At 73.9% G+C, this 18,795-nt stretch carries 18 protein-coding genes; 10 read left to right on the forward strand and 8 right to left on the reverse strand.

What is annotated here, in order from left to right; all coding sequences use genetic code 11:
• Position 1: 1 nt before the first annotated feature.
• From AB0G16_RS14420 to AB0G16_RS14435, 4 genes are read left to right on the forward strand one after another with little or no spacing between them, the layout of a single operon-like run.
• The gene (locus AB0G16_RS14420; RefSeq protein WP_362804078.1) at positions 2 to 1,081 is read left to right on the forward strand and encodes an ABC transporter permease; all 1,080 of its coding nucleotides are present in this window, start codon (positions 2 to 4) and stop codon (positions 1,079 to 1,081) included.
• Positions 1,078 to 1,977 carry an ABC transporter permease gene (locus AB0G16_RS14425; protein ID WP_362804081.1) on the forward strand — a complete coding sequence of 300 codons (900 nt, stop codon included), beginning with the start codon at positions 1,078 to 1,080 and terminating at the stop codon, positions 1,975 to 1,977. Before AB0G16_RS14420 ends, AB0G16_RS14425 begins: the two co-directional genes overlap by 4 nt.
• Positions 1,974 to 3,179 (forward strand): ABC transporter ATP-binding protein, encoded by a 1,206-nt coding sequence (locus tag AB0G16_RS14430; protein WP_362804084.1) that lies wholly within the window; start codon positions 1,974 to 1,976, stop codon positions 3,177 to 3,179. The genes AB0G16_RS14425 and AB0G16_RS14430 overlap by 4 nt, the downstream gene beginning before the upstream one ends.
• Positions 3,176 to 4,162 (forward strand): ABC transporter ATP-binding protein, encoded by a 987-nt coding sequence (locus tag AB0G16_RS14435; protein ID WP_362804087.1) that lies wholly within the window; start codon positions 3,176 to 3,178, stop codon positions 4,160 to 4,162. Before AB0G16_RS14430 ends, AB0G16_RS14435 begins: the two co-directional genes overlap by 4 nt.
• On the opposite strand, the gene AB0G16_RS14440 is transcribed toward AB0G16_RS14435, so the two are convergent.
• The gene (locus AB0G16_RS14440; RefSeq protein WP_362804090.1) at positions 4,134 to 5,432 is read right to left on the reverse strand and encodes a DUF2252 domain-containing protein; all 1,299 of its coding nucleotides are present in this window, start codon (positions 5,430 to 5,432) and stop codon (positions 4,134 to 4,136) included. The genes AB0G16_RS14435 and AB0G16_RS14440 overlap by 29 nt on opposite strands.
• Before the next feature lie 208 nt (positions 5,433 to 5,640).
• Between AB0G16_RS14440 and AB0G16_RS14445 the strand changes: the two genes are divergently transcribed.
• Positions 5,641 to 6,384, forward strand: coding sequence for an SDR family oxidoreductase (locus AB0G16_RS14445; RefSeq protein WP_362804093.1), 744 nt, complete (start codon positions 5,641 to 5,643; stop codon positions 6,382 to 6,384).
• 187 nt (positions 6,385 to 6,571) lie between these two features.
• Here the strand turns inward: AB0G16_RS14445 and AB0G16_RS14450 are convergent, their stop codons facing one another.
• The 3 genes from AB0G16_RS14450 to AB0G16_RS14460 are packed head-to-tail and all read right to left on the reverse strand — an operon-like array spanning position 6,572 to position 9,288.
• Complete coding sequence (locus AB0G16_RS14450; protein ID WP_362804096.1) at positions 6,572 to 7,351, reverse strand: SDR family oxidoreductase; 780 nt, start codon at positions 7,349 to 7,351, stop codon at positions 6,572 to 6,574.
• Between the two features lie 25 nt (positions 7,352 to 7,376).
• Positions 7,377 to 8,633: an acyl-CoA dehydrogenase family protein gene (locus AB0G16_RS14455; RefSeq protein ID WP_362804100.1), complete on the reverse strand. Its 1,257-nt coding sequence runs from the start codon at positions 8,631 to 8,633 to the stop codon at positions 7,377 to 7,379.
• Complete coding sequence (locus AB0G16_RS14460; protein ID WP_362804103.1) at positions 8,626 to 9,288, reverse strand: flavin reductase family protein; 663 nt, start codon at positions 9,286 to 9,288, stop codon at positions 8,626 to 8,628. The genes AB0G16_RS14455 and AB0G16_RS14460 overlap by 8 nt, the downstream gene beginning before the upstream one ends.
• A 352-nt stretch (positions 9,289 to 9,640) precedes the next feature.
• Between AB0G16_RS14460 and AB0G16_RS14465 the strand changes: the two genes are divergently transcribed.
• Positions 9,641 to 10,798: an acetyl-CoA acetyltransferase gene (locus AB0G16_RS14465; RefSeq protein WP_362804106.1), complete on the forward strand. Its 1,158-nt coding sequence runs from the start codon at positions 9,641 to 9,643 to the stop codon at positions 10,796 to 10,798.
• Positions 10,799 to 10,873: 75 nt separating this feature from the next.
• Positions 10,874 to 11,260: a zinc ribbon domain-containing protein gene (locus AB0G16_RS14470; RefSeq protein ID WP_362804109.1), complete on the forward strand. Its 387-nt coding sequence runs from the start codon at positions 10,874 to 10,876 to the stop codon at positions 11,258 to 11,260.
• A 208-nt stretch (positions 11,261 to 11,468) separates the two neighbouring features.
• Here the strand turns inward: AB0G16_RS14470 and AB0G16_RS14475 are convergent, their stop codons facing one another.
• On the reverse strand, positions 11,469 to 11,831 hold the full coding sequence (locus AB0G16_RS14475) for a hypothetical protein (RefSeq protein WP_362804112.1): 363 nt from the start codon (positions 11,829 to 11,831) through the stop codon (positions 11,469 to 11,471).
• Between the two features lie 136 nt (positions 11,832 to 11,967).
• On the opposite strand from AB0G16_RS14475, the gene AB0G16_RS14480 reads away from it, so the two are divergent.
• The 3 genes from AB0G16_RS14480 to AB0G16_RS14490 all read left to right on the forward strand — a co-directional run bounded on the left by AB0G16_RS14480 (position 11,968) and on the right by AB0G16_RS14490 (position 14,379).
• Positions 11,968 to 12,732, forward strand: coding sequence for a GntR family transcriptional regulator (locus AB0G16_RS14480; RefSeq protein ID WP_362804115.1), 765 nt, complete (start codon positions 11,968 to 11,970; stop codon positions 12,730 to 12,732).
• 323 nt (positions 12,733 to 13,055) lie between these two features.
• Positions 13,056 to 13,661: a GNAT family N-acetyltransferase gene (locus tag AB0G16_RS14485; RefSeq protein ID WP_362804118.1), complete on the forward strand. Its 606-nt coding sequence runs from the start codon at positions 13,056 to 13,058 to the stop codon at positions 13,659 to 13,661.
• 43 nt (positions 13,662 to 13,704) lie between these two features.
• Positions 13,705 to 14,379: a copper homeostasis protein CutC gene (locus AB0G16_RS14490; protein ID WP_362804121.1), complete on the forward strand. Its 675-nt coding sequence runs from the start codon at positions 13,705 to 13,707 to the stop codon at positions 14,377 to 14,379.
• A gap of 57 nt (positions 14,380 to 14,436) precedes the next feature.
• Here the strand turns inward: AB0G16_RS14490 and AB0G16_RS14495 are convergent, their stop codons facing one another.
• The 3 genes from AB0G16_RS14495 to AB0G16_RS14505 form a co-directional block, all read right to left on the reverse strand.
• A complete protein-coding gene (locus tag AB0G16_RS14495; protein ID WP_362804124.1) occupies positions 14,437 to 15,684 on the reverse strand; it encodes an aldolase in 1,248 nt (415 codons plus the stop codon).
• A 151-nt stretch (positions 15,685 to 15,835) separates the two neighbouring features.
• The gene (locus tag AB0G16_RS14500) at positions 15,836 to 17,134 is read right to left on the reverse strand and encodes an FAD-dependent oxidoreductase (RefSeq protein WP_362804127.1); all 1,299 of its coding nucleotides are present in this window, start codon (positions 17,132 to 17,134) and stop codon (positions 15,836 to 15,838) included.
• Between the two features lie 53 nt (positions 17,135 to 17,187).
• Positions 17,188 to 18,789, reverse strand: coding sequence for an AMP-binding protein (locus tag AB0G16_RS14505; RefSeq protein WP_362804130.1), 1,602 nt, complete (start codon positions 18,787 to 18,789; stop codon positions 17,188 to 17,190).
• Between the last annotated feature and the right edge of the window lie 6 nt (positions 18,790 to 18,795).

Raw genomic sequence — 18,795 nt, forward strand, 5'->3', positions numbered from 1 at the left:
GATGCGGACCCTGGCGCGGCTGTCCGGGCGGGGGCGGGAGACCGGAGGACCGGCCGGGGACGACGAGCCGGGCGGGCCGTACGAGCCGTACGGGGCCCGCCGGGGCCTGGCCCGCTACGCGCTGGTCAAGCTCGGCGGCGCGCTGCTCAGCATCGGGCTGGTGGTCGTCGCCACCTTCTTCCTGTTCCGCCTGATCCCCGGCGACCCGACGATCGCCTACACCCGCGACGTGCCGGTCACCCCGGAGCAGCTCGACCTGCTCCGCAGGCGGCTGGGGCTGGACCGGCCGCTGGGCGAGCAGTTCCTCGACTTCGCGTCGCGGACCCTGCGGCTGGACCTGGGCACCTCGTACGAGTACCGGCGGCCGGTCGCCGAGCTGATCGGCGAGCGGGTGGGTCCCACGCTGCTGCTGGTGGGAACCGGGCTGGCCGTCGCGGTGGCCCTGGGCATGTGGCAGGGCGCCAGGGCCGCCTGGCGGCACGGCGGCCGGTTCGACCGCCTGTCCACCGGAGCCGCGCTGACCCTGTGGTCGGTGCCGACCTTCTGGCTGGGACTGCTGCTGCTCATGGTCCTGGCCGCGGGGGTGGGCCCGGTGCCCGGCCTCTTCCCCACCCGGGGCATGCAGGACGTCGACGCGCCCGGCTGGCCGCTCTACCCGCTGCACGTCGCCCACCACCTGGTGCTGCCCTGCCTCACCCTGGTCGCCGTCGTCTACGCGCAGTACATGCTGGTCATGCGGTCGTCGCTGCTGGAGGAGATCGGCCAGGACTACGTGACCACGGCCCGCGCCAAGGGCCTGCGCGACGACGACGTCCGGCGCCGCCACGCCGTGCCGAACGCGCTCCTGCCCACGGTGACGCTGGTCTTCATGCAGATCGGGTTCGTGGTGGGCGGCGCGGTCGCGGTGGAGTTCGTCTACTCCTGGCCCGGCCTGGGCCTGCTGTTCGTCGAGGCCATCAGGGGACCCGACTACGCGGTCATGCAGGGGACCTTCATGCTCGTCTGCGTCGCGGTGATCGTCATGAACACGCTGGCCGACGTGGCGTACCACGTCCTGGACCCGAGAGTGAGGTCTGCGTGATCCCGCAGGCGCCGCGCCGTATCGCCCGCGCCCGCCGCCGGGCCGCCCTGTCCCGGTTCTGCCGCGCGTACGCGCGCGACCGGGCCGGGCTGTACGGGGCGGCGATCCTGCTGGCGGCCGTCCTGGCGGCGCTGGCGACCCCCCTGGTCACCGACCCGTCCGGGATGGACGTCACCGCGACCACGGGCGAGGCGATGGCGCCCCCGAGCGCGGGATTCCCGCTCGGCACCGACGAGTCGGGCCGTTCGGTCCTGCTCATGCTGCTGTGGGGCTCGCGCGTCTCGCTGCTCATCGGGTTCATGTCCGCGCTGCTCAGCATGGTGATCGGCACGGTCTTCGGGGTCGTCGCCGGGCACTTCCGCGGCCCGGTGGGGGCCGTGCTGATGCGCGTCACCGACTGGTTCCTGGTGCTGCCCTCGCTGGTCCTGGCCATGGTGCTCGCGGCCGTCCTCGGCGGCGGCGTGTCCACAATCGTCCTGGCGATCGGGGTGACCTCCTGGGCCTCCACGGCACGGCTGATCCGCGCCCAGACGCTGGCGGTCGAGGCCAGGCCCTACATCGAGAGGTCCAGGGCCCTGGGGGCCGGGCACTGGCACGTCATGACGCGGCACGTGCTGCCGAACGTCGCCCCGCTGGTGCTGGCCAACACCACGCTGACGGTGGCGAGCGCCATCGTCGCCGAGTCCACCCTGGCCTTCCTGGGCGCGGGGTCGGGCCAGGTCTCGTGGGGCGGCATGCTGCGCGGCTCCTACGACTGGGGGGCGGCCACCTCCGGCGCCTGGTGGTACGTGCTGCCACCGGGCCTGTGCATCGTCGCGGTGGTGCTGGCGTTCACCCTCTGCGGGCGCGCCCTGGAGACCGTGCTCAACCCGCGGCTGCGGGGGGCGGCCCGATGAGCGACCCCCTGGGCGACCCGGTGAGCCACCTCGCGGGCGGCCCGATGACCGGCCTGGAGAGACTCGCGGCGAGAGGCGCGTCGAACGGCCCGGCGAGCGCCCCGGCGAGTGGCCCGGCGGGCCTGCTCGAACTGCACGACGTGTCGGTGACCTACCGGGGCGCGGACGGGGACGTGCCGGCCGTGCGGGGCGTCTCCCTCGCCCTGGAGGCGGGCGAGGCGCTCGGCGTGGCCGGCGAGTCGGGGTCGGGCAAGTCGACGCTGGCCATGTCCCTGCTGCGGCTCCTGCCCCGGGACGCGCGGGTGTCCGGGCGGATCCTGCTGGAGGGCGAGGACGTGCTCGCCATGAACTGGGGGCGGCTCCGCGCCGTCCGGTGGGCGTCGGCCTCGGTGGTCTTCCAGGGCGCCCAGCACGCGCTGAACCCGGTGCGCAGGATCGGGGACCAGATCGCCGAGCCGATGCTCGTGCACGGTACGGCGACCCCGGCCGAGGCCCGGCGCAGGGCGGCGGAGCTGCTGGAACAGGTCGGCCTGCCCGCCTGGCGGGCCCGTGGTCACCCGCACGAGCTGTCCGGCGGGCAGCGCCAGCGCGTGATGATCGCCATGGCGCTCGCCTGCTCGCCCCGCCTGATCGTCGCCGACGAGCCGACCACCGCCCTGGACGTGATGATCCAGGCGCAGGTGCTGACGCTGATCCGCTCGCTCGTCGCCGGGCACGGGATCGGCCTGATCATGATCTCCCACGACCTGTCGGTGCTGGCGTCCACGTGCGACCGGCTGGCGATCATGTACGCGGGGCGGGTGGTCGAGTCGGGTCCGGCACGGCAGGTCTTCCGCGGCGCCGCGCACCCCTACGGCAGGGCGCTGGCGGAGGCGTTCCCCACCGTCGGCGACCCCGCCTCCAGGAGGGCGCCCCGGGGGCTGGGCGGCGACCCGCCCGACCCGGCGCACCTGCCCGCCGGGTGTTCCTTCCACCCCCGCTGCCCGGTCTCGCTCGTCTCGTGCGCGTCGGAACCGGTCGAGCTCCGGCCGGTGACCGCGCGCGGCCCCACCGGCGTCCCGGGCGGCCTCACGGGGAACGGCGCCGTCCCGGACGGTCGTACCGTGGACGACACCGCCCCGGGCGGGCCGGGCGGACGGGCCGGGCGGGCGGGGCGGCCGCACGTCGCCGCGTGCGTGCACGTCGGCGAGGAGGCCCGGTGACCCTGCTGGAGGCGCGGGACCTGCGCGTGGAGTTCGTCTCGCGTGGGCGCCGGGCGCGCGCGGTGGACGGGGTGAACCTCGCCCTGGCCGAGGGGGAGATCGTCGCGCTGGTCGGCGAGTCCGGCTGCGGCAAGACGACGCTGGCCCGCACCCTGCTCGGCCTGGAGCGGCCCGTCTCGGGCTCGGTCCGCTACGGCGGCAGCCCGCTGCGCTACTCCTCGCGCGCCCTGAAGGCCTACCGGCGCGAGGTGCAGCTCGTGCTCCAGGACCCCACCGGGTCGCTCAACCCCCGGCACACCGTCTACGAGGCGGTGGCCGAGGGGCCGCGCATCCACCGCCTTCCCGACGAGGGCGAGCGTGTCGCGTCGGCCCTGTCGCGGGCCGGGCTGCGTCCCCCCGAACGGTTCTTCGGCCGTCACCCGCACGAGCTGTCCGGCGGGCAACGCCAGCGCGTCGTCATCGCCGGGGCGCTGGCGCTGGAGCCCAGGGTGCTGGTCGCCGACGAGCCGGTGGCCTCGCTGGACGCCTCGGTGCGCGGCGAGATCCTCGCCCTGCTGCTGCGCCTGCGCGCCGAGCTCGGCCTGTCGGCCCTGGTCGTCACCCACGACCTCGGCCTGGCCTGGAACATCGCCGACCGCGTCGCGGTGATGTACCTGGGCAGGATCGTCGAGTCCGGGCCCGTGGAGCACGTCCTCACCGCGCCGTCGCACCCCTACACCCGGGCGTTGCTGTCGGTCCTGCCGGACGCGCCGTCACCGGTGGTGCTCGGCGGCGAGCCGCCGGACGCGACCCGCGTCCCGCCGGGCTGCCGCTTCCACCCGCGCTGCCAGGTGCTGGCCTCGGGCGCGGCGGCCGAGGCGGGGGTCGCCGAGCTGTGCGCGTCCCGGCCGCTGCCGGTCCTGCCGTCCTCGCCCGGCGCGCACGTCGCTTGCCACCACGCCGAGGCGACCATCCTCAGAGGCCGGGCAGGCGGCCGTTCCTGAACAGGTCAACGAAGAGCCCGTGGTCGGCCCTGGCCCGCGCCCCGTAGACGTGGGCGAAGTCGACGAGCGTGCGGGTGAAGCCCTCGGCGTCGCCGCCGATCACGGCCACGATGGCGTCCTCGGTGGAGAAGTCGACCAGGTCGTGGCTGGACTCGTCGTCGGCCACCGAGTGCATCCGGGCCACCGCCCGGCCCAGGTCGCCGATCACCGAGGCGAGCTCGTCGGGCTCGTTGACGTCACCCCAGTCGAGGTCGGCGGAGTAGGGGGAGACCTCGGCGACGAGCTGGCCGACGCCGTTCAGCGTGGTGTAGCCGAGCCAGGGGTCGGCGTAGGCCTGCAGGGCCCGCTGCGACTCGGCGGTGCGGTGACCCTGGTGCTCGAAGTGGCCGTGCACCTTCTCGTCGGCGATGTACCGCGCCACGGCGGGCACCTGCGCCTGCTTCATGTAGAGGATGACGTCGTTCTCCAGCGCCTGGGTGTGGCCCTCCAGCAGCATGTTGTACGACGGCAGCCCGGCCGAGCCGATCCCGACGCCCGTGCGGAGCGCGAAGTCCTTGATCCTGTGCTCGACCTCCGAGGTCGCGGGAAGGGTCGTCAGGTAGTCCTGGAAGGCCGCCTCCACGGCCCGGCGCGTGTCGGCGTCCACCGGGTGGCGGCCGTCCATGACGGCGAACCTGCGGTCGAAGTTCTCGACGGTGGTCTCCAGCTCCAGCAGCGCCACCCGGGTGTGCAGCCGGGCGTGCTGCAGCACCCGGTGGAGCACGCCGCTCGTGGTGTCCAGGGTCAGCGAGCCGATCGCGTCGTCCCCGCCGTGCGAGATGCCGGTCAGCTCGGCGAGGTAGGAGGCGGCGAAGCCGGTCACCAGGCCGGTGATGACGTCGTCCGACAGCGCCTTGGCGTACCCGATGAGCGCGACGCTGGCCACGAGGCGCCGCAGGTCCCAGATGTAGGGGCCGACGTAGGCCTCGTCGAAGTCGTTGACGTTGAAGACCAGCACGCCCGAGGCGTTCATGTAGGTGCCGAAGTTCTCGGCGTGCAGGTCGCCGTGGATCCAGACCCGCCTGGTCGGCCCGTCGAGGAAGGCGTCGTCGGCGAACGCGCCGGTCATGTCCGCGTAGAACAGGCTGGCGCTGCCCCGGTAGAAGGCGAAGGGCGAGGCGGCCATCTTGCGGAACTTGCGCCGGAAGGCGGCCGGATCGTGCCTCATGGCGTCGCCGAACTCGGTGACCAGGACGTCGAGAATGTGCGCCGAGCGCCCATCGGTGTTCATGGTGCGCACCGTAGGCCTTGCGGACGGGACTTCGCCAGTCCCGGGAGCTCACGGGTGTGGAACGTGCCAACGACGGGAGGCGCGGCCCGGTTCGCGACGGCCGCGCGCCGGGTCCGGAAAGGTCCGGGGAGGGCATCGACAACCGCGCCGGCCGATCATAGTGTCGGGGACGCGAGGAAGATCCGGATCGTGAGAGATGGAGTTCCGCATGGCGGTGCCGGAGGGCAGGGCGGCCGTGGTCACCGGGGGGTCCCGGGGCATCGGCCGGGCGATCGTGGAGCGTCTGGCCCGTGACGGGGTGGACGTCGTCTTCAGCTACGCGCGCGACGCCGCGGCCGCGGCCGACGTGGAGCGTACGGTCAAGGAGGCGGGCGGGAGCGCCCGCGCCGTCCAGGCCGACCTCACCGAGCCGGGAGCCGCCGAGCGGCTGATGGAGACCGCCGGGGAGCTTCTCGGCGGCCTCGACATCCTGGTCAACAACGCCTCGCCGTTCCTCGCCCCGACCCCCCTGGCGGAGACCACCGAGGAGCACTACGACCACGCCATGGCGGTCAACGCCAAATCCGTCTTCCTGACCATCCGCCACGCCGCTCGGCACATGCGCGACGGCGGGCGCATCGTCAACATCTCCACCGTCAACACGGCCAGGGCCGCTCACGGCAGCGCCTCCTACGTGGCGAGCAAGGGGGCCCTGGAGCAGCTGACCGCCGTCGCGGCCCGCGAGCTGGGCGTGCGGGGCATCACCGCCAACACGGTCTCCCCGGGCGCCACCGACACCGAGCTGCTGCACGCCACCAACCCCGCGCAGATGCTGGACCAGCTCGTCGCCATGACCCCGCTCGGCCGCCTCGGCGCTCCCGCCGACGTCGCCGACGTGGTGGCCTTCCTGGTGAGCGAGGACGGCCGCTGGCTCACCGGCCAGAACATCAAGGCCGACGGCGGGCTTCTCTGACGGCCGGTTTCTCCGGCGGCGGTTTCCCTCGGCGGCGCCCTTCTCCGGCGGCGGTCTTCTCCGGGGAGACGACGGCTCCAGGAGGGGGCTCGTCCTCTCCCGCGCGGCCTCGCGGGGCTCCCTCACGGACGGGTCCCACGGGGCGGTCGTCCTCGGGCGGCTCTCTCACGGGGGCCGCGCGGTTCCCTCACGGGTGCCGGTCGGAGACCGAGACGACCTCCCCGGTCATGTACGTGGAGTACTCGCTGGCCAGGAAGACGATCACGTTGGCCACCTCCCACGGTTCGGCCGAGCGGCCGAACGCCTCGCGGGCGGTCAGCTCGGCGAGCAGTTCCTCGCTGGTGACCCTCGCCAGGAAGGGGTGCATCACCAGCGAGGGGGCCACCGCGTTGACCCGGACGCCGTGCGGGGCCGCCTCCAGCGCGGCGCACCTGGTCAGGGCCATCACCCCGGCCTTGGCGGCGGCGTAGTGCGACTGTCCCTCCTGCGCCCGCCAGCCGATCACCGAGGAGTTGTTGACGATCACTCCCGAGCCCCGGGGGAGCATCCGCCGCAGGGCCGCCCGGGTGCAGCGCATCGTGCCGGTGAGGGTCACGTCCAGGACGGCGTCCCACTGCTCGTCGGTCATGTCCGCGAGCCGCGCCGTACCGCCCAGGCCCGCGTTGTTGACCACCACGTCCACCCGCCCGTGCGTCTCGGTCACCGCGTCGAACATGGCCTGCACGGCCGCCTCCGAGGTGACGTCGCACGGCACCGCGAGCGGCTCGGCCCCCGTCAGCCCGGCCAGCGCCTCCGCGGCCTCGCCCAGCCGCCGCTCGTGCCGGTCGGAGACGACCACGATGGCACCCTCCTCGGCGCAGCGCCTGGCGGTGGCGTACCCGATGCCCGTCCCGGCCGCGGCGGTGACCAGCGTGACCTTCCCGTCGAGCAGGCCGTGGGCGCGGGGGTAGGGGGGAGATGTCGCCATGAGGGCTCCGTTCGGCGGTTCCGGCTCACCCCTTGGGCAGGCCCAGGGTGCGCTCGGCGATGATGTTGCGCTGGATCTCGCTGGACCCGGCGTAGATGGTGTCGGCGCGGCTGAACAGGTAGAGCCGCTGCAGCGCGTTGAGCTCGTACGGGGCCGCGTCGGCGATCAGGCCCTCCCGTCCCTGCGCGGCCTGGGCCAGCTCGCCCAGCCGCCGGTGCCATTCCGACCAGTAGAGCTTGCCGATCGACACCTCCGGCCCCGGTTCCCCGGCCGAGAGCGAGGTCATGGTGCGCAGCGCGTTGAACCGCATGATCTCCAGCTCCAGCCACGACCGCACCAGCCGGTCGCGCAGCACCGGGTCCCGGGCGGTGCCGGTGCGCCTGGCGGTGGCCACGACCCGCTCGAACTCCCGCCGGAAGCCGATCTGCTGCCCCAGGGTGGAGGCGCCGCGCTCGTAGCCGAGGGTGGCCATCGCGATCCGCCACCCCTCGCCGGGGGCGCCCAGGATGTTGCCCGCGGCGGTGCGGGCGCCGTCGAGGAAGACCTCGTCGAACTCGCCGGTGCCGGTCAGCTGCCGGATGGGCCGTACCTCGATCCCCGGCTGGTCCATGGGGACCAGCAGGTACGACAGCCCCCGGTGCCGGACGGAGCCGGGCTCGGTCCTGGCGAGCAGGAAGCACCAGTCGGCCACGTGGGCCAGGGAGGTCCACACCTTCTGGCCGGTGACGACCCACTCGCCGCCCTCCAGACGCGCCCGGGTGCGGATGCCGGCCAGGTCCGAGCCGGCCTCCGGCTCCGAGTAGCCCTGGCACCACAGCTCCTCGCCCCGCCGGATGGGCGGCAGGAAGCGCCGTCGCTGCTCCTCGGTGCCGTGGTCGAGGATGGTCGGCCCGATCAGCCCCTCACCGATGTGTCCCACCCTCGCGGGCGCGTCGGCGCGGGCGTACTCCTCGTGGAAGGCGACCTGGTCGGCCAGGGAGGCGTCCCGGCCGCCGTACCGCCCGGGCCAGCCCAGGCAGGTCCACCCGGCCTCGCCCAGCCTGCGCTCCCAGGCCAGGCGGATCTCGTGGCCCTCGTGCTCGCGGCCGGGGCCGCCCAGTCCGCGGGCGTGCGCGAACTCGCCGGTGAGGTTCTCCTCCAGCCAGGCGCGCGCCTCCTCGCGCAGGCTCGTCCCCCTCCCCGCGGGCGGGACCGCCGCAGCCGGGCCGGTCCCGCGCGGGGACTTCTCGCATGCGACCGTTCGCGGCACCGGCGTCCCGGCCGGGCCGGTGACGTCAGGCATGGAAGCGGCCGTAGCCGCCCCTGAAGAACAGCAGGGGTCCGCCGTCCCCCTGGACGCCGAGCCGGTGGACGCGCGCGACGACGATGATGTGGTCGCCCGCCGGGTACTCCGCCTCGATCGAGCAGTCGATCCAGGCCAGGGTGCCGTCGATCACCGGGTTGCCGCAGGGGGAGGCGGTCCAGCCGATCCCGGCGAACTTGTCGCCGCCCCGGCCGGCCAGCGCGGTGCAGACGGGCTGCTGGTGCTCGGCGAGCACGTTGACCGTGAGGTTCCCGGCGGCACGCAGCCGTGGCCAGCTCGTACTGGTGTGGGCGACGCAGAAGGCCACCAGCGGCGGGTTCAGCGACACCGAGGTGAAGGAGTTGGCCGCCAGGCCGCACGGCGCGCCGGTGCCGGGGTCGAGGGCGGTGATGGCGACCACGCCGGTGGCGAAGTGGCCGAGCACGGAGCGGAACCTCCGGCCGTCCACCTCCGGGCTCACGCCGTCGACCTCCGGCCCCTCGGTCCTCCTCGCGGCGGGATCCCCGGTCCTGTCGGACGGTCCCTGCGAAAGGCCACTGTGCATGGTGACTCCGTCGGCGATGGTGCCGCGCCCGGTCACACCGGCGCGCGGGCGGCCGCCTGCCTCCAGCAGCCGGGTCGCGTGAGTGCTCATGGTAGGACTCGCCTCCTCGATCGCGCCCGCTCGGCCTCCGATGGGGTTCGGCGGCGGACGGCGCGTCCGGCCGTCTGAGAGAATGGTACCAAGCGCTTGCTTGGATTGCAGGAGGAGGCGGGAGAAAGTCCTCCTCGCCCGGTCGCCCCGCTGTCTCGTGCGCGGGTCCCCTGACCTCCTGGTCGTCCGGTCGCTCGCCCTCGCCCTCGCCGTCCCCGGCCGCCTCCGCTCCCCCTCTCCTGCGCCGTCCCGGTTGCCCGGGGCGCGGGCGTCCGGCTCCCGCCGGCGTTGACACCCCCGATCCGCCCGGCCTAGCCTCTGGCCAAGCGCTTGCTTGTGAACGGGGGTGCGCGTGGGCGGGTTCCGGGACAGGACGGCCGTGGCCGGCGTCGGCTACACCCGGTTCTCCAGGAACTCCGGGGTCAGCACCCTCACCCTGGCCTGCGAGGCCGTCCTGGCCGCGCTGGACGACGCCGGGCTGAGCGCCGACGACGTCGACGGCGTCGCCACCCACCGGGTCGGCGACTCGGCGGCACCCGGCCTGGTCGGCCCGGCACTCGGCATCCACGAACCGTCCTGGTACCTCGACCAGTTCGGCGGGGGCAGCGTCTCGCACTCGGTGGTCGCCCAGGCCGCCCTGGCGGTCGCGGCGGGTGTCGCCGAGACCGTCGTCTGCTACCGGGCGATCAACGCGCGCTCGGAGTTCCGGATGGGCGGGACCGGCCGGGCGCTGCCGGTCAGCCCGGAGGTCCAGTACCAGGCGCCCTACGGCTACGTGGCGCCCCCGCAGCAGTACGCGATGTTCGCCCGCGCCCACATGTCGAGGTACGGCACGCTCCCCGAGCACTTCGGGCGGCTGGCGGTGATCCAGCGTGCCAACGCGGTCATGAACCCCCGCGCGCTGATGCGCACCCCGATCACGCTGGACGACTACCTGGCCGGGCGGTGGATCGCCGAGCCGTTCCGGCTGCTCGACTGCTGCCTGGAGACCGACGGCGCCTGCGCGCTCGTCGTCACGAGCGCCGAGCGCGCCGCGGACCTGCGCAGGCCGCCGGTGCTCATCTCGGCCGCCGCGTGGGGCGGCGGCGACTCCTTCCTGTCCGGAGGCCGGTCCGACACCACCACGACGAGCGCGGCCGAGCTGGCTCCGCGCCTGTACCGCCAGGCGGGCGTGGGACCCGCCGACATCGACGTGGCCGAGATCTACGACTGCTTCACCTACTCGGTGATCGTGCAACTGGAGGACTACGGCTTCTGCGCCAAGGGGGAGGGCGGCCCGTACGTCGCCTCGGGCGCCGTCGGGCCCGGCGGCGAGCTGCCGGTGAACACGCACGGCGGGTTCCTGTCGGAGGGGTACGTGCACGGCATCAACCACATCGCCGAGGCTGTCTCGCAGTTGCGCGGGGACGCCGGCGACAGGCAGGTACGCGGGGCCGAGGTGGCCCTCTCGACCGCCCAGCCCGGCTACGTCCTGCCCGCCACCTCGGCCCTCGTCCTGAGGAAGGGCTGAACGATGCCTCCTGGTCCGAGCGGTCGTCTGCCGCCCGGCGGGCCGGGGGCCCGCACCCCGCGAAAGGACCGGGCGATGCGTCCCGTGACCGACCGCGACTCGTCGCAGTGGTGGGAGCGGGTCGCCCGCGGGGAGTTCGTGCTCCAGCGGTGCGACTCCTGCGCCACGGTGCGGTTCCCCGCCCGCGCCTACTGCCACCGGTGCAGGACCCGCGGCTGGCGCTGGGAGCCGATCACCCCCGTCGGCCGGGTGGAGAGCTGGATCGTCAGCCACCAGCCGTTCCTGGCCGGGGCGGCCGAGCCGTACGTGGTGGTGCGGGTCCGCCTGGACGAGGCGCCCGAGTGCGTGATGTACGGCAACTGGCGGTCCCAGGAACCCCCGGCCGACGGCATGCCCGTCCGGGCGTGTCTCACCGGGGTGGACGAGGAGTTCGCGCTGATCGACTGGTGCCCCCTCGACTGAACCGGGTCCGGGGGCGGGACGAGCCGAGGGCCGGGAGGCGGGACGGGGCGGTCCGGGCGCGTGCAGACGCGTCCCGGCGGGCCCCTGCCCGCCCGGTGCGCCTCCCGAGAGGGGAAGCGCGCCCTGGCGGGCGTGGGGGACCCGCCAGGACGCGTTCCGCTCCGGCGCGGCGGCCGAGGACCCCGGCGAGGGATGGGGTCCTCGGCCGCTAGTCGCGCTCGGAGTACGTGGCGGTGAAGGCGCGGGCCGCGGGGTCCGCCTCCCTCTCCGCGAGTTCCACGAGGTCGTCGTCGGGAGCGGGCGACCGGTAGTGCCGTGAGATGAGCCGGGCCGCACCCACCGGGTCGTCCGCCGGATGGGACGACTCGCAGCCGTCCTCGTTCCAGACGAACATCCCGTTCTTGCACCAGACGGTCAGGTCGGTCAGCACCGAGAGCACGGACATCCCGCTGGCGTTGCTCTGGTACGTGTGCGTGAATCCCTGACGATGCAACGCGTAGCGCAGGAGACGAGTCGCCTCGCGGGGATCGCGCCAGGGCAGATACGGCGTACCCGCGTGGACCGACAGCATCGGCCTCCACCCCCTCGCTGACCTTTCGATGGATTTGTACCAACGATTGGATGATGCGGGTAATGGGAGGTTGGGTCAAGGGGCTGTTCCCCGCTAGAACCAGATCGTCTAGTTTTGTTGGCACAAAGGGGACTTAATGGCGCGGTCAACGCTGTATCAACTGGTGGCCTCCGACCTCCGGAGGACCATCTACTCCGGTGCGCTCGGCCCAGGGGATCAGCTGCCGACCGAGGCGGAACTCATGACCGTCCACCAGGTGAGCCGCAACACCGTACGGCTGGCCCTCGGCGAGCTGGTGAACGAGGGCCTGGTCACCCGCACCCCGCGCCGGGGGACCGTGGTGCGGGAGCGCCGCCCGCTGCTCATGCACCCCCAGCGCGAGCTCCAGCCCCGGCCCGAGCGGGGGCGGCAGGCCGGGGAGTACCGGGAGGCCTTCGCCTGGGCCGTCTCCCAGGAGGGGCGCCTGCCCAGCCAGGAGATCGAGGTCTCGATCGTGGAGCCGGCCGAGGAGATCGCCAGCAGGCTGGAGCTCGCCGACGAGGAGCTCGCCGTGGTCCGCCGCCGGCTGCGTTTCGTGGACGGGCAGCCGTACAACACCAACGACTCCTACTTCCCGCTCGCGCTGGTCGCGGACTCGGAGATCGCCCGGCCCGGCGACATCATGCGGGGGGCCAACAAGGTCCTGGAGGAGCTCGGCCACCGGCAGGTGCGGGTGGTGGACGACATCTGGGCGCGGATGCCCAACAGCGCCGAGACCGAGCGGCTCCAGCTCCAGCTCGGCACGCCGGTCGTCGTCTACGTCCGGGTCGGCTACGACGAGGAGAACACCCCCGTGCGGGTGGCGGTCTCGGTCCTGCCGGCGGACAAGCACCTGATCAGGTACGAGCTGGAAAGCCGTTGACGTCTCCGTGACCGCCCTGACGGGCCGTCCCCGGCTCCGCCCGCGACGCGGGTGTTCACCGGGACGCGTCCGCCGGGCGGCAGGGGGCCGCCCGCCCCTGTCCGGACTCCTCTCCCTCCTCGCGTCCCGCCCGGTCCCCCCGCGCTTTCCGGGTCCGCCGTCACACCCGGCCCCCGCCTCTCCCGGGACCCGTTCACGCCGCGGGACCCCGCCGCCCGCCTCAAGCCCCTAGGCATTCGCCTAGCGCGGCACGGACGCCGTGCGCCGTCATGCGGACACGCTCCGTGTCAACCCGTGTACCGATCGCAACGAAGGGAAGAATCATGCACTCGAACACCGCCGGTCTCACCACCGCGCGTCCGCTCACACTGCGCCGGGCCACCGACGGCGACCTCGACGGGGTGCTCGCGCTCCTCGCCGAGACCGCCGCCTGGCTGAACCGCCGCGGCGTGCGGCAGTGGCCCGCGGGGGGCTTCCCCGCCGGGCGCATCACCCCCCTGATCGACGAGGGGACCCTGTACCTGCTGGAGGGACAGGACGGGCCCGCCGCCACCCTCGCCCTGGACGGCCACGCCGACCCGGAGTTCTGGACTCCCGCCGACGACCCGGGGGCGGCGCTCTACGTCCACAAGCTGGCGGTGGCGCGCGGCCACTCCGGCAGGGGGCTCGGAGAGGCGCTCCTGGACTGGGCGGGCCTGCGGGTGCTGTCCATGGGAAAAAGATGGCTCCGTCTTGACTGCTCCAAGGACAACGCGGGGCTGCAGGACTACTATCGGGGGCAGCGCTTCACGCACCTCCGCACGGTCGACCTGCCGCATCGCGCGTCCGGCGCCCTGTTCCAGCGATCGGGGGGTCTGCGTGGCAACGCCTCCGGTCTCGGGCTGCCCTTCTCGGACCGTCGCGGGGTGCCCGTCCCCGAGCATGTCTGAACCAGGGCGATCCCAGGACAAAGCCATCGGATAGCCTCCATTCATGACCGGATCCTTGCTTGAGGTGATCACGCTCAACGTGCGTGACGCCGTCGCGGCCGAAGCCGGCGGCGCCGACCGTCTGGAGGTCGTCGCGGACATGGCCTCGGACGGGCTCACCCCGGCGGCGGAGACGGTCGCGGCGATCGCCAAGGAGTCCGCTCTGCCGCAGATGGTGATGTTGCGCGGCGAGGCCTCGTTCCTGGCCACGCCCGAGTCGCTGAAGGCCCTGAGCCGTGAGGCCAGGGCCCTCGCCGACGCGGGCGCGGCCGGGTTCGTGTTCGGCTTCCTCGACCAGGCCGGGGCGGTCGACCTGGCCGCCACGGAGGCGCTCATCCACGCGGTGGCGCCGCTGCCCTGGACCTTCCACCGGGCGGTGGACCACGCCGCCGACACCCAGGCGAGCTGGCGTGCGGTCCGCCTGCTGCCCAACCTCGCCACCGTCCTCACCGCGGGCGCTCCCGGCGGCATCGGGTACGGCCTCTCGGCGATCAAGACCCGGTGCGAGGCCGGCGACGGCCCGCTGATCATGGCGGGCGGCGGGCTGCGCCCGCGCTACGTCAGGACGCTGCTCGAGTACGGCGTGCGCGCCTTCCACGTCGGCAGCGCCGTGCGGGCCTCCTGGCTGGACCCGGTCGAGGTCCGCAGGGTCCGCGAGTGGCGCGCCATGATCGACTGAGCCCTCGTTCGGTCCAGGGCCGGTCCAGGGCCGATTCACGGCCGGTCCCCGGCGGGGTCAGCCCGAGTCCGGGAGCGGGGGGTCGCCCAGGGCCAGGTCGGCGCGGCGGAGGGCGGCGGCCATCGTCCCGATCGTGGCGGGCTCGTCCATCACGCCCCCACCGGCGTCCCGCCGCTCCTCCCAGGCCCGTACCCGGTGGGTGTACTCCCCGTAGCGGGACAGGTGGAAGGCGTAGACCGCGGCGTACCGGCTGACCAGGTGGGAGGGGTGCATGTCCCAGCCCTGGGGGAAACCGTGCGCCAGGGAGTGCCCGACCAGCCGCGCGTGGCGCCGCCACAGATCGCGTACCGCCCGGCCGTCGTCCGAGGCGGGGGCGGCGGCCAGCGAGCCGTCCGAGAGCTCCACCCCGGTCCCGGAGAAGACGGTCTGCATGACGTGCCGGGCGTGGTCGCAGGCCGGGTGGTCCAGCCGCTGCTCGTGCGGGGGCAGGCCGCAGCTCGCGGTGTAGTCGAAGACGCCGAAGTGCGCCGCGGCCAGCCTGCCCCCGAGGGAGGCGACCAGCTCCGCGTCGAGGAACCGTACGGTCTGCGGCGCCTCCACCTGGATCTCGAACCGCAACCTGCCCCGCCCCAGGCCGAGCCCGTCCTCCAGCGCCTCCAGGCAGTCGGCGAACTGGTGCAGGTACGCCCTCATCAAGACCTTGGGGAAGGTGACGACGAACCCCTCCGGCAGGTGCCCGGCCCGCTCCACGACGCCGGTGAGGAGGCCGTCCAGCGTCCTGACGGCGCGGACCGGGTCACCGTCGGCGAACGACTTCACCCGCACCCCCCAGCGGCGGGGGAGCGTCCCGTCGGCGTACATGGACGCGATCGCCCCGGCGGCGGCGGAGGCGTGGCCGTCCTCCTCGCCGGGACGCACCCCGTAGCCGTCCTCGAAGTCGATCCTCAGGTCCTCGACGGGCTCCCGCTCCAGCTTCGCGGCCACCCGGGCGTGCACGGCCCCGACGACGTCCGCGGCCGCGTCCGGAACCGTGACGGCGGTCCCGGGACCCGTGCCGGGGACGGGGGCGAGGACCGGGGCGAGGATCGCCGCCAGCTCGCCCTCCGGCAGGTGCCGGCCGAACAGCTCCAGCGCCGCCGCGCCCCAGGCGCGCACCGTCCCGGCGCCGAACCGGTCGGCCGGGACGTAGACGGTGTGCACCGGTTGCCAGCCCGCCGGCCGGTACGGGTACAGCGTGGACTGCTCACGGTGGACCCGCCCGAAGCCCGGGATCAGGGCGGACGGGTCGGCGAGCGTGACGCGCATGCCGGTGCTCCTCCTGCTCGTACCGTCAGGGCCGGCGGTGCCGGTCCGGACGCACCCTAGCCGCCCGCGGCCGGCTGCCCGCAGCGGGGATCACCGCCGGCCCGCGCCGGAGGCGGCCTCAGCGGCCGTACACGGTGCGCATGGCGGTTCCTCAGCGGTCGTACGCGGTGCGCATGGCTGCCAGCCCGAGGAGCTTGACCCGCTCGCCCCGGTCGAGCGACCTGGCCAGGGCGATCTCGGCCGCCTCGATGGAGAGCCAGTGCTCGTAGGTGACCGGTGAGATCCCGCGGGCGGCCAGCAGGTCGTCCAGGTCCGCCCGGCGTGCCGGTTCGCGGCCGGACAGGTCGGCCAGCAGGGTGCGGACCGTCTCGGCGGCGTCGGACTTGTTGGTGCCGATCACACCGGTCGGGCCGCGCTTGAGCCAGCCCGCCACGTACTCGCGGTCGCGCACCCGGCCGGCCTCGTTCGGCACGGTCATGGTGGCCTCGGAGAAGGGGACGCCGGGCAGCGGGACGCTCCGGTAGCCGACCGAGCGCAGCACCATGCCCACCGGGAGGGTCTCGAACTCGCCGGTGCCGGTCACCCGGCCGTCCACCAGCCGGGTCCGCTCCAGCCTGAGCGCCTCCACCCGCCCCTCGCCGAGGATCTCCACCGGGCGCATCCAGAACCGCACCTCCAGCCGCCGGGGACGGCCCGTCAGGCCGCGGGCCGCCCAGCTCTGCAGCACCTCGACGTTCCCGCGGATCTGCCGGGACGCGGCCGAGACGTCGGCGGCGCACTCCTCGCGTCGCACCCGCACGTCCGCGTTGGCGAGCTCGCCCAGCTCCCTGAGCTCCTTCAGGGTGAACTTGGCGTGCTCGGGCCCGCGACGGCCGATCATGTGGACGACCTTCACCTCGCTGGCGGCCAGCCGGGTCAGCACGTCCTCGGGGACGTCGGTGGCGCGCAGCTCGTCGGCGGTCTTGGCCAGGACGCGCACCACGTCGACGGCCACGTTGCCCACGCCGATCACCGCGACCTCGGGGCTGTCCAGGACGAACCGGTCGGCGGGCATGTCGGGGTGGCCGCAGTACCAGTTGACGAAGTCGGTGGCGGCCACGCTGCCCGGCAGGTCCTCGCCGGGGATGCCCATCCGCCTGTCCAGCATCGCGCCGGTGCAGTAGACCACCGCGTCGTAGCAGTCGAGCAGGTCGGCGACCTCGACGTCCTTGCCGAGCTCGACGCCGCCGAGGAAGCGCACCTGCGGCAGTTCCAGCACGCCGCGCAGGTAACCGGCGATCGACTTGATCGAGGTGTGGTCGGGGGCCACGCCGTACCGGACCAGCCCGTACGGCGTCGGCAGCCGTTCCAGCACGTCCACCTCGAGGGGTACGGCCGCCTGCTTCGTCAGCGCCTCGGCCGTGTAGATCCCGGCGGGCCCTGACCCTACAACCGCGACTCGCAGTGACATGTCGTCTCCCAGGGCGCCGGCCGTCGTGAACGCGATCTCCGCTCGATTCTGTATCAGCGAGCGGGCACCTGCCAGGCTCGCGCGCGCAGGACCCGCTTGTCGACCTTCCCGTTGGCGTTGACGGGCAGGGAGCCGACCACGACCACCCGCCTGGGCACCTTGTAGTTGGACATGTTGTCCCGGGCCCAGGCGATGATCCTCTCCGGTTCGGCGGCCACGCCCTGCCTGGGGACGACGAAGGCGCAGCCGACCTCGCCCATCCGCTCGTCGGGCACCCCGACCACCGCCGCCTGCGACAGCGAGCCCTCCCGCAGCAGGAGCCCCTCCACCTCGGCGGGGGAGACGTTGAAGCCCCCGGTGATGAAGAGCTCCTTCTTGCGGTCCACGATCGCGAGGTCACCGCGGGCGTCGAGGACGCCGACGTCGCCGGTGTGCAGCCAGCCGTCCCTGATCACCTCGGCCGTCCTGCCCGGGTCGCCCCAGTAGCCGCGCATCACCCCGTACCCGCGGACGAGCACCTCCCCGCGCCCGCCGCGCGGCACCGACCGGCCCTCGTCGTCGACGATCATTACCTCCACGCCCGGTACGGGGCGCCCGGTGGTGGAGGCGATGACCTCGGGCGGGTCGTCCGCCCTGGTCATGGAGACGACCGTGCCCTCCATCAGCCCGTACGCGTTGATCATGCGTTCCAGGCCGAGCCGCTCCAGCAGCCTGCGGACCAGCTCGGAGGGGACCGAGGCGGCCCCGCAGATCGCCACCCGCAGCGAGTGCTCGCCGATCTCGGTCTCCTGAAGGAGCCGGTGGAACAACGTCGGCGGCCCGGCCAGGATCGTGATCCCGCCGTCGTGGATCAGGTCCTCCAGCAGCTCGGGGCCGAACGCCCCGATCGGCATCATCGTGGCCCTGCGCATGACCGAGGCCAATAGCCCGGCGTTGAGACCGAAGCCGTGCGCGAACGGGGCGATCACCGGGTAGCGGTCCCCGGGGCCGAGCGTGACGATCTCCGCCCAGTCCCAGTACCCGCGCAGCATCGGCGCGTGTTCGAGCATCACGCCCTTGGGCGTCCCCGTGGTGCCCGAGGTCGAGATGATCTCGCACAGGTCGTCCGGCCGAACGGCCAGCGCGCGCTCCTCCGCCTCCGCGAGGGTGACCCCGGAGCCGGCCGCGAGCACCTGGGAGGGCCGGGCCGATCCCGGCCGCTCCAGGTCCTCGGGCACGATCGCGTGCCGCAGGTCCGGCAGGTCGGCGAAGGGCAGCCCGGCGGCCGTCCCTCCCGCGGCCTCGGCCAGCAGGTCGGCGAGGACCACGCCGTCGTGGCCGTGACCGACGATCAGCACGCTCGTCCCGGTGGAGCGGAGCGTCGCGGCGGCCTCGATGCCCTTGTAGCGCGACGACAGCGGCACGAGCACCGCCCCGGCGTCCCAGACGCCGAACGCGGCGACGACCCAGGAGGCGTCGTTCGGGCCCCACACGGCGACCCGGTCGCCGGGCAGCACGCCCAGCGCGATCAGGCCCCGGGCGACCCGGCCCGCCCGGTCGCGCAGCTCGGCGAGGGTCAGCCGGACCTCGCCGTCGTCCACGACGACGTCCGAGGGGTGGTCGCGGGACAGGTCGCGGAGCATGCGGGGGATCGTCCGCCAGTCGGGTACTTCCATGCCGGT

It is taken from the genome of Streptosporangium sp. NPDC023615, assembly GCF_040640155.1.
Classification (GTDB): Bacteria; Actinomycetota; Actinomycetes; order Streptosporangiales; family Streptosporangiaceae; genus Streptosporangium.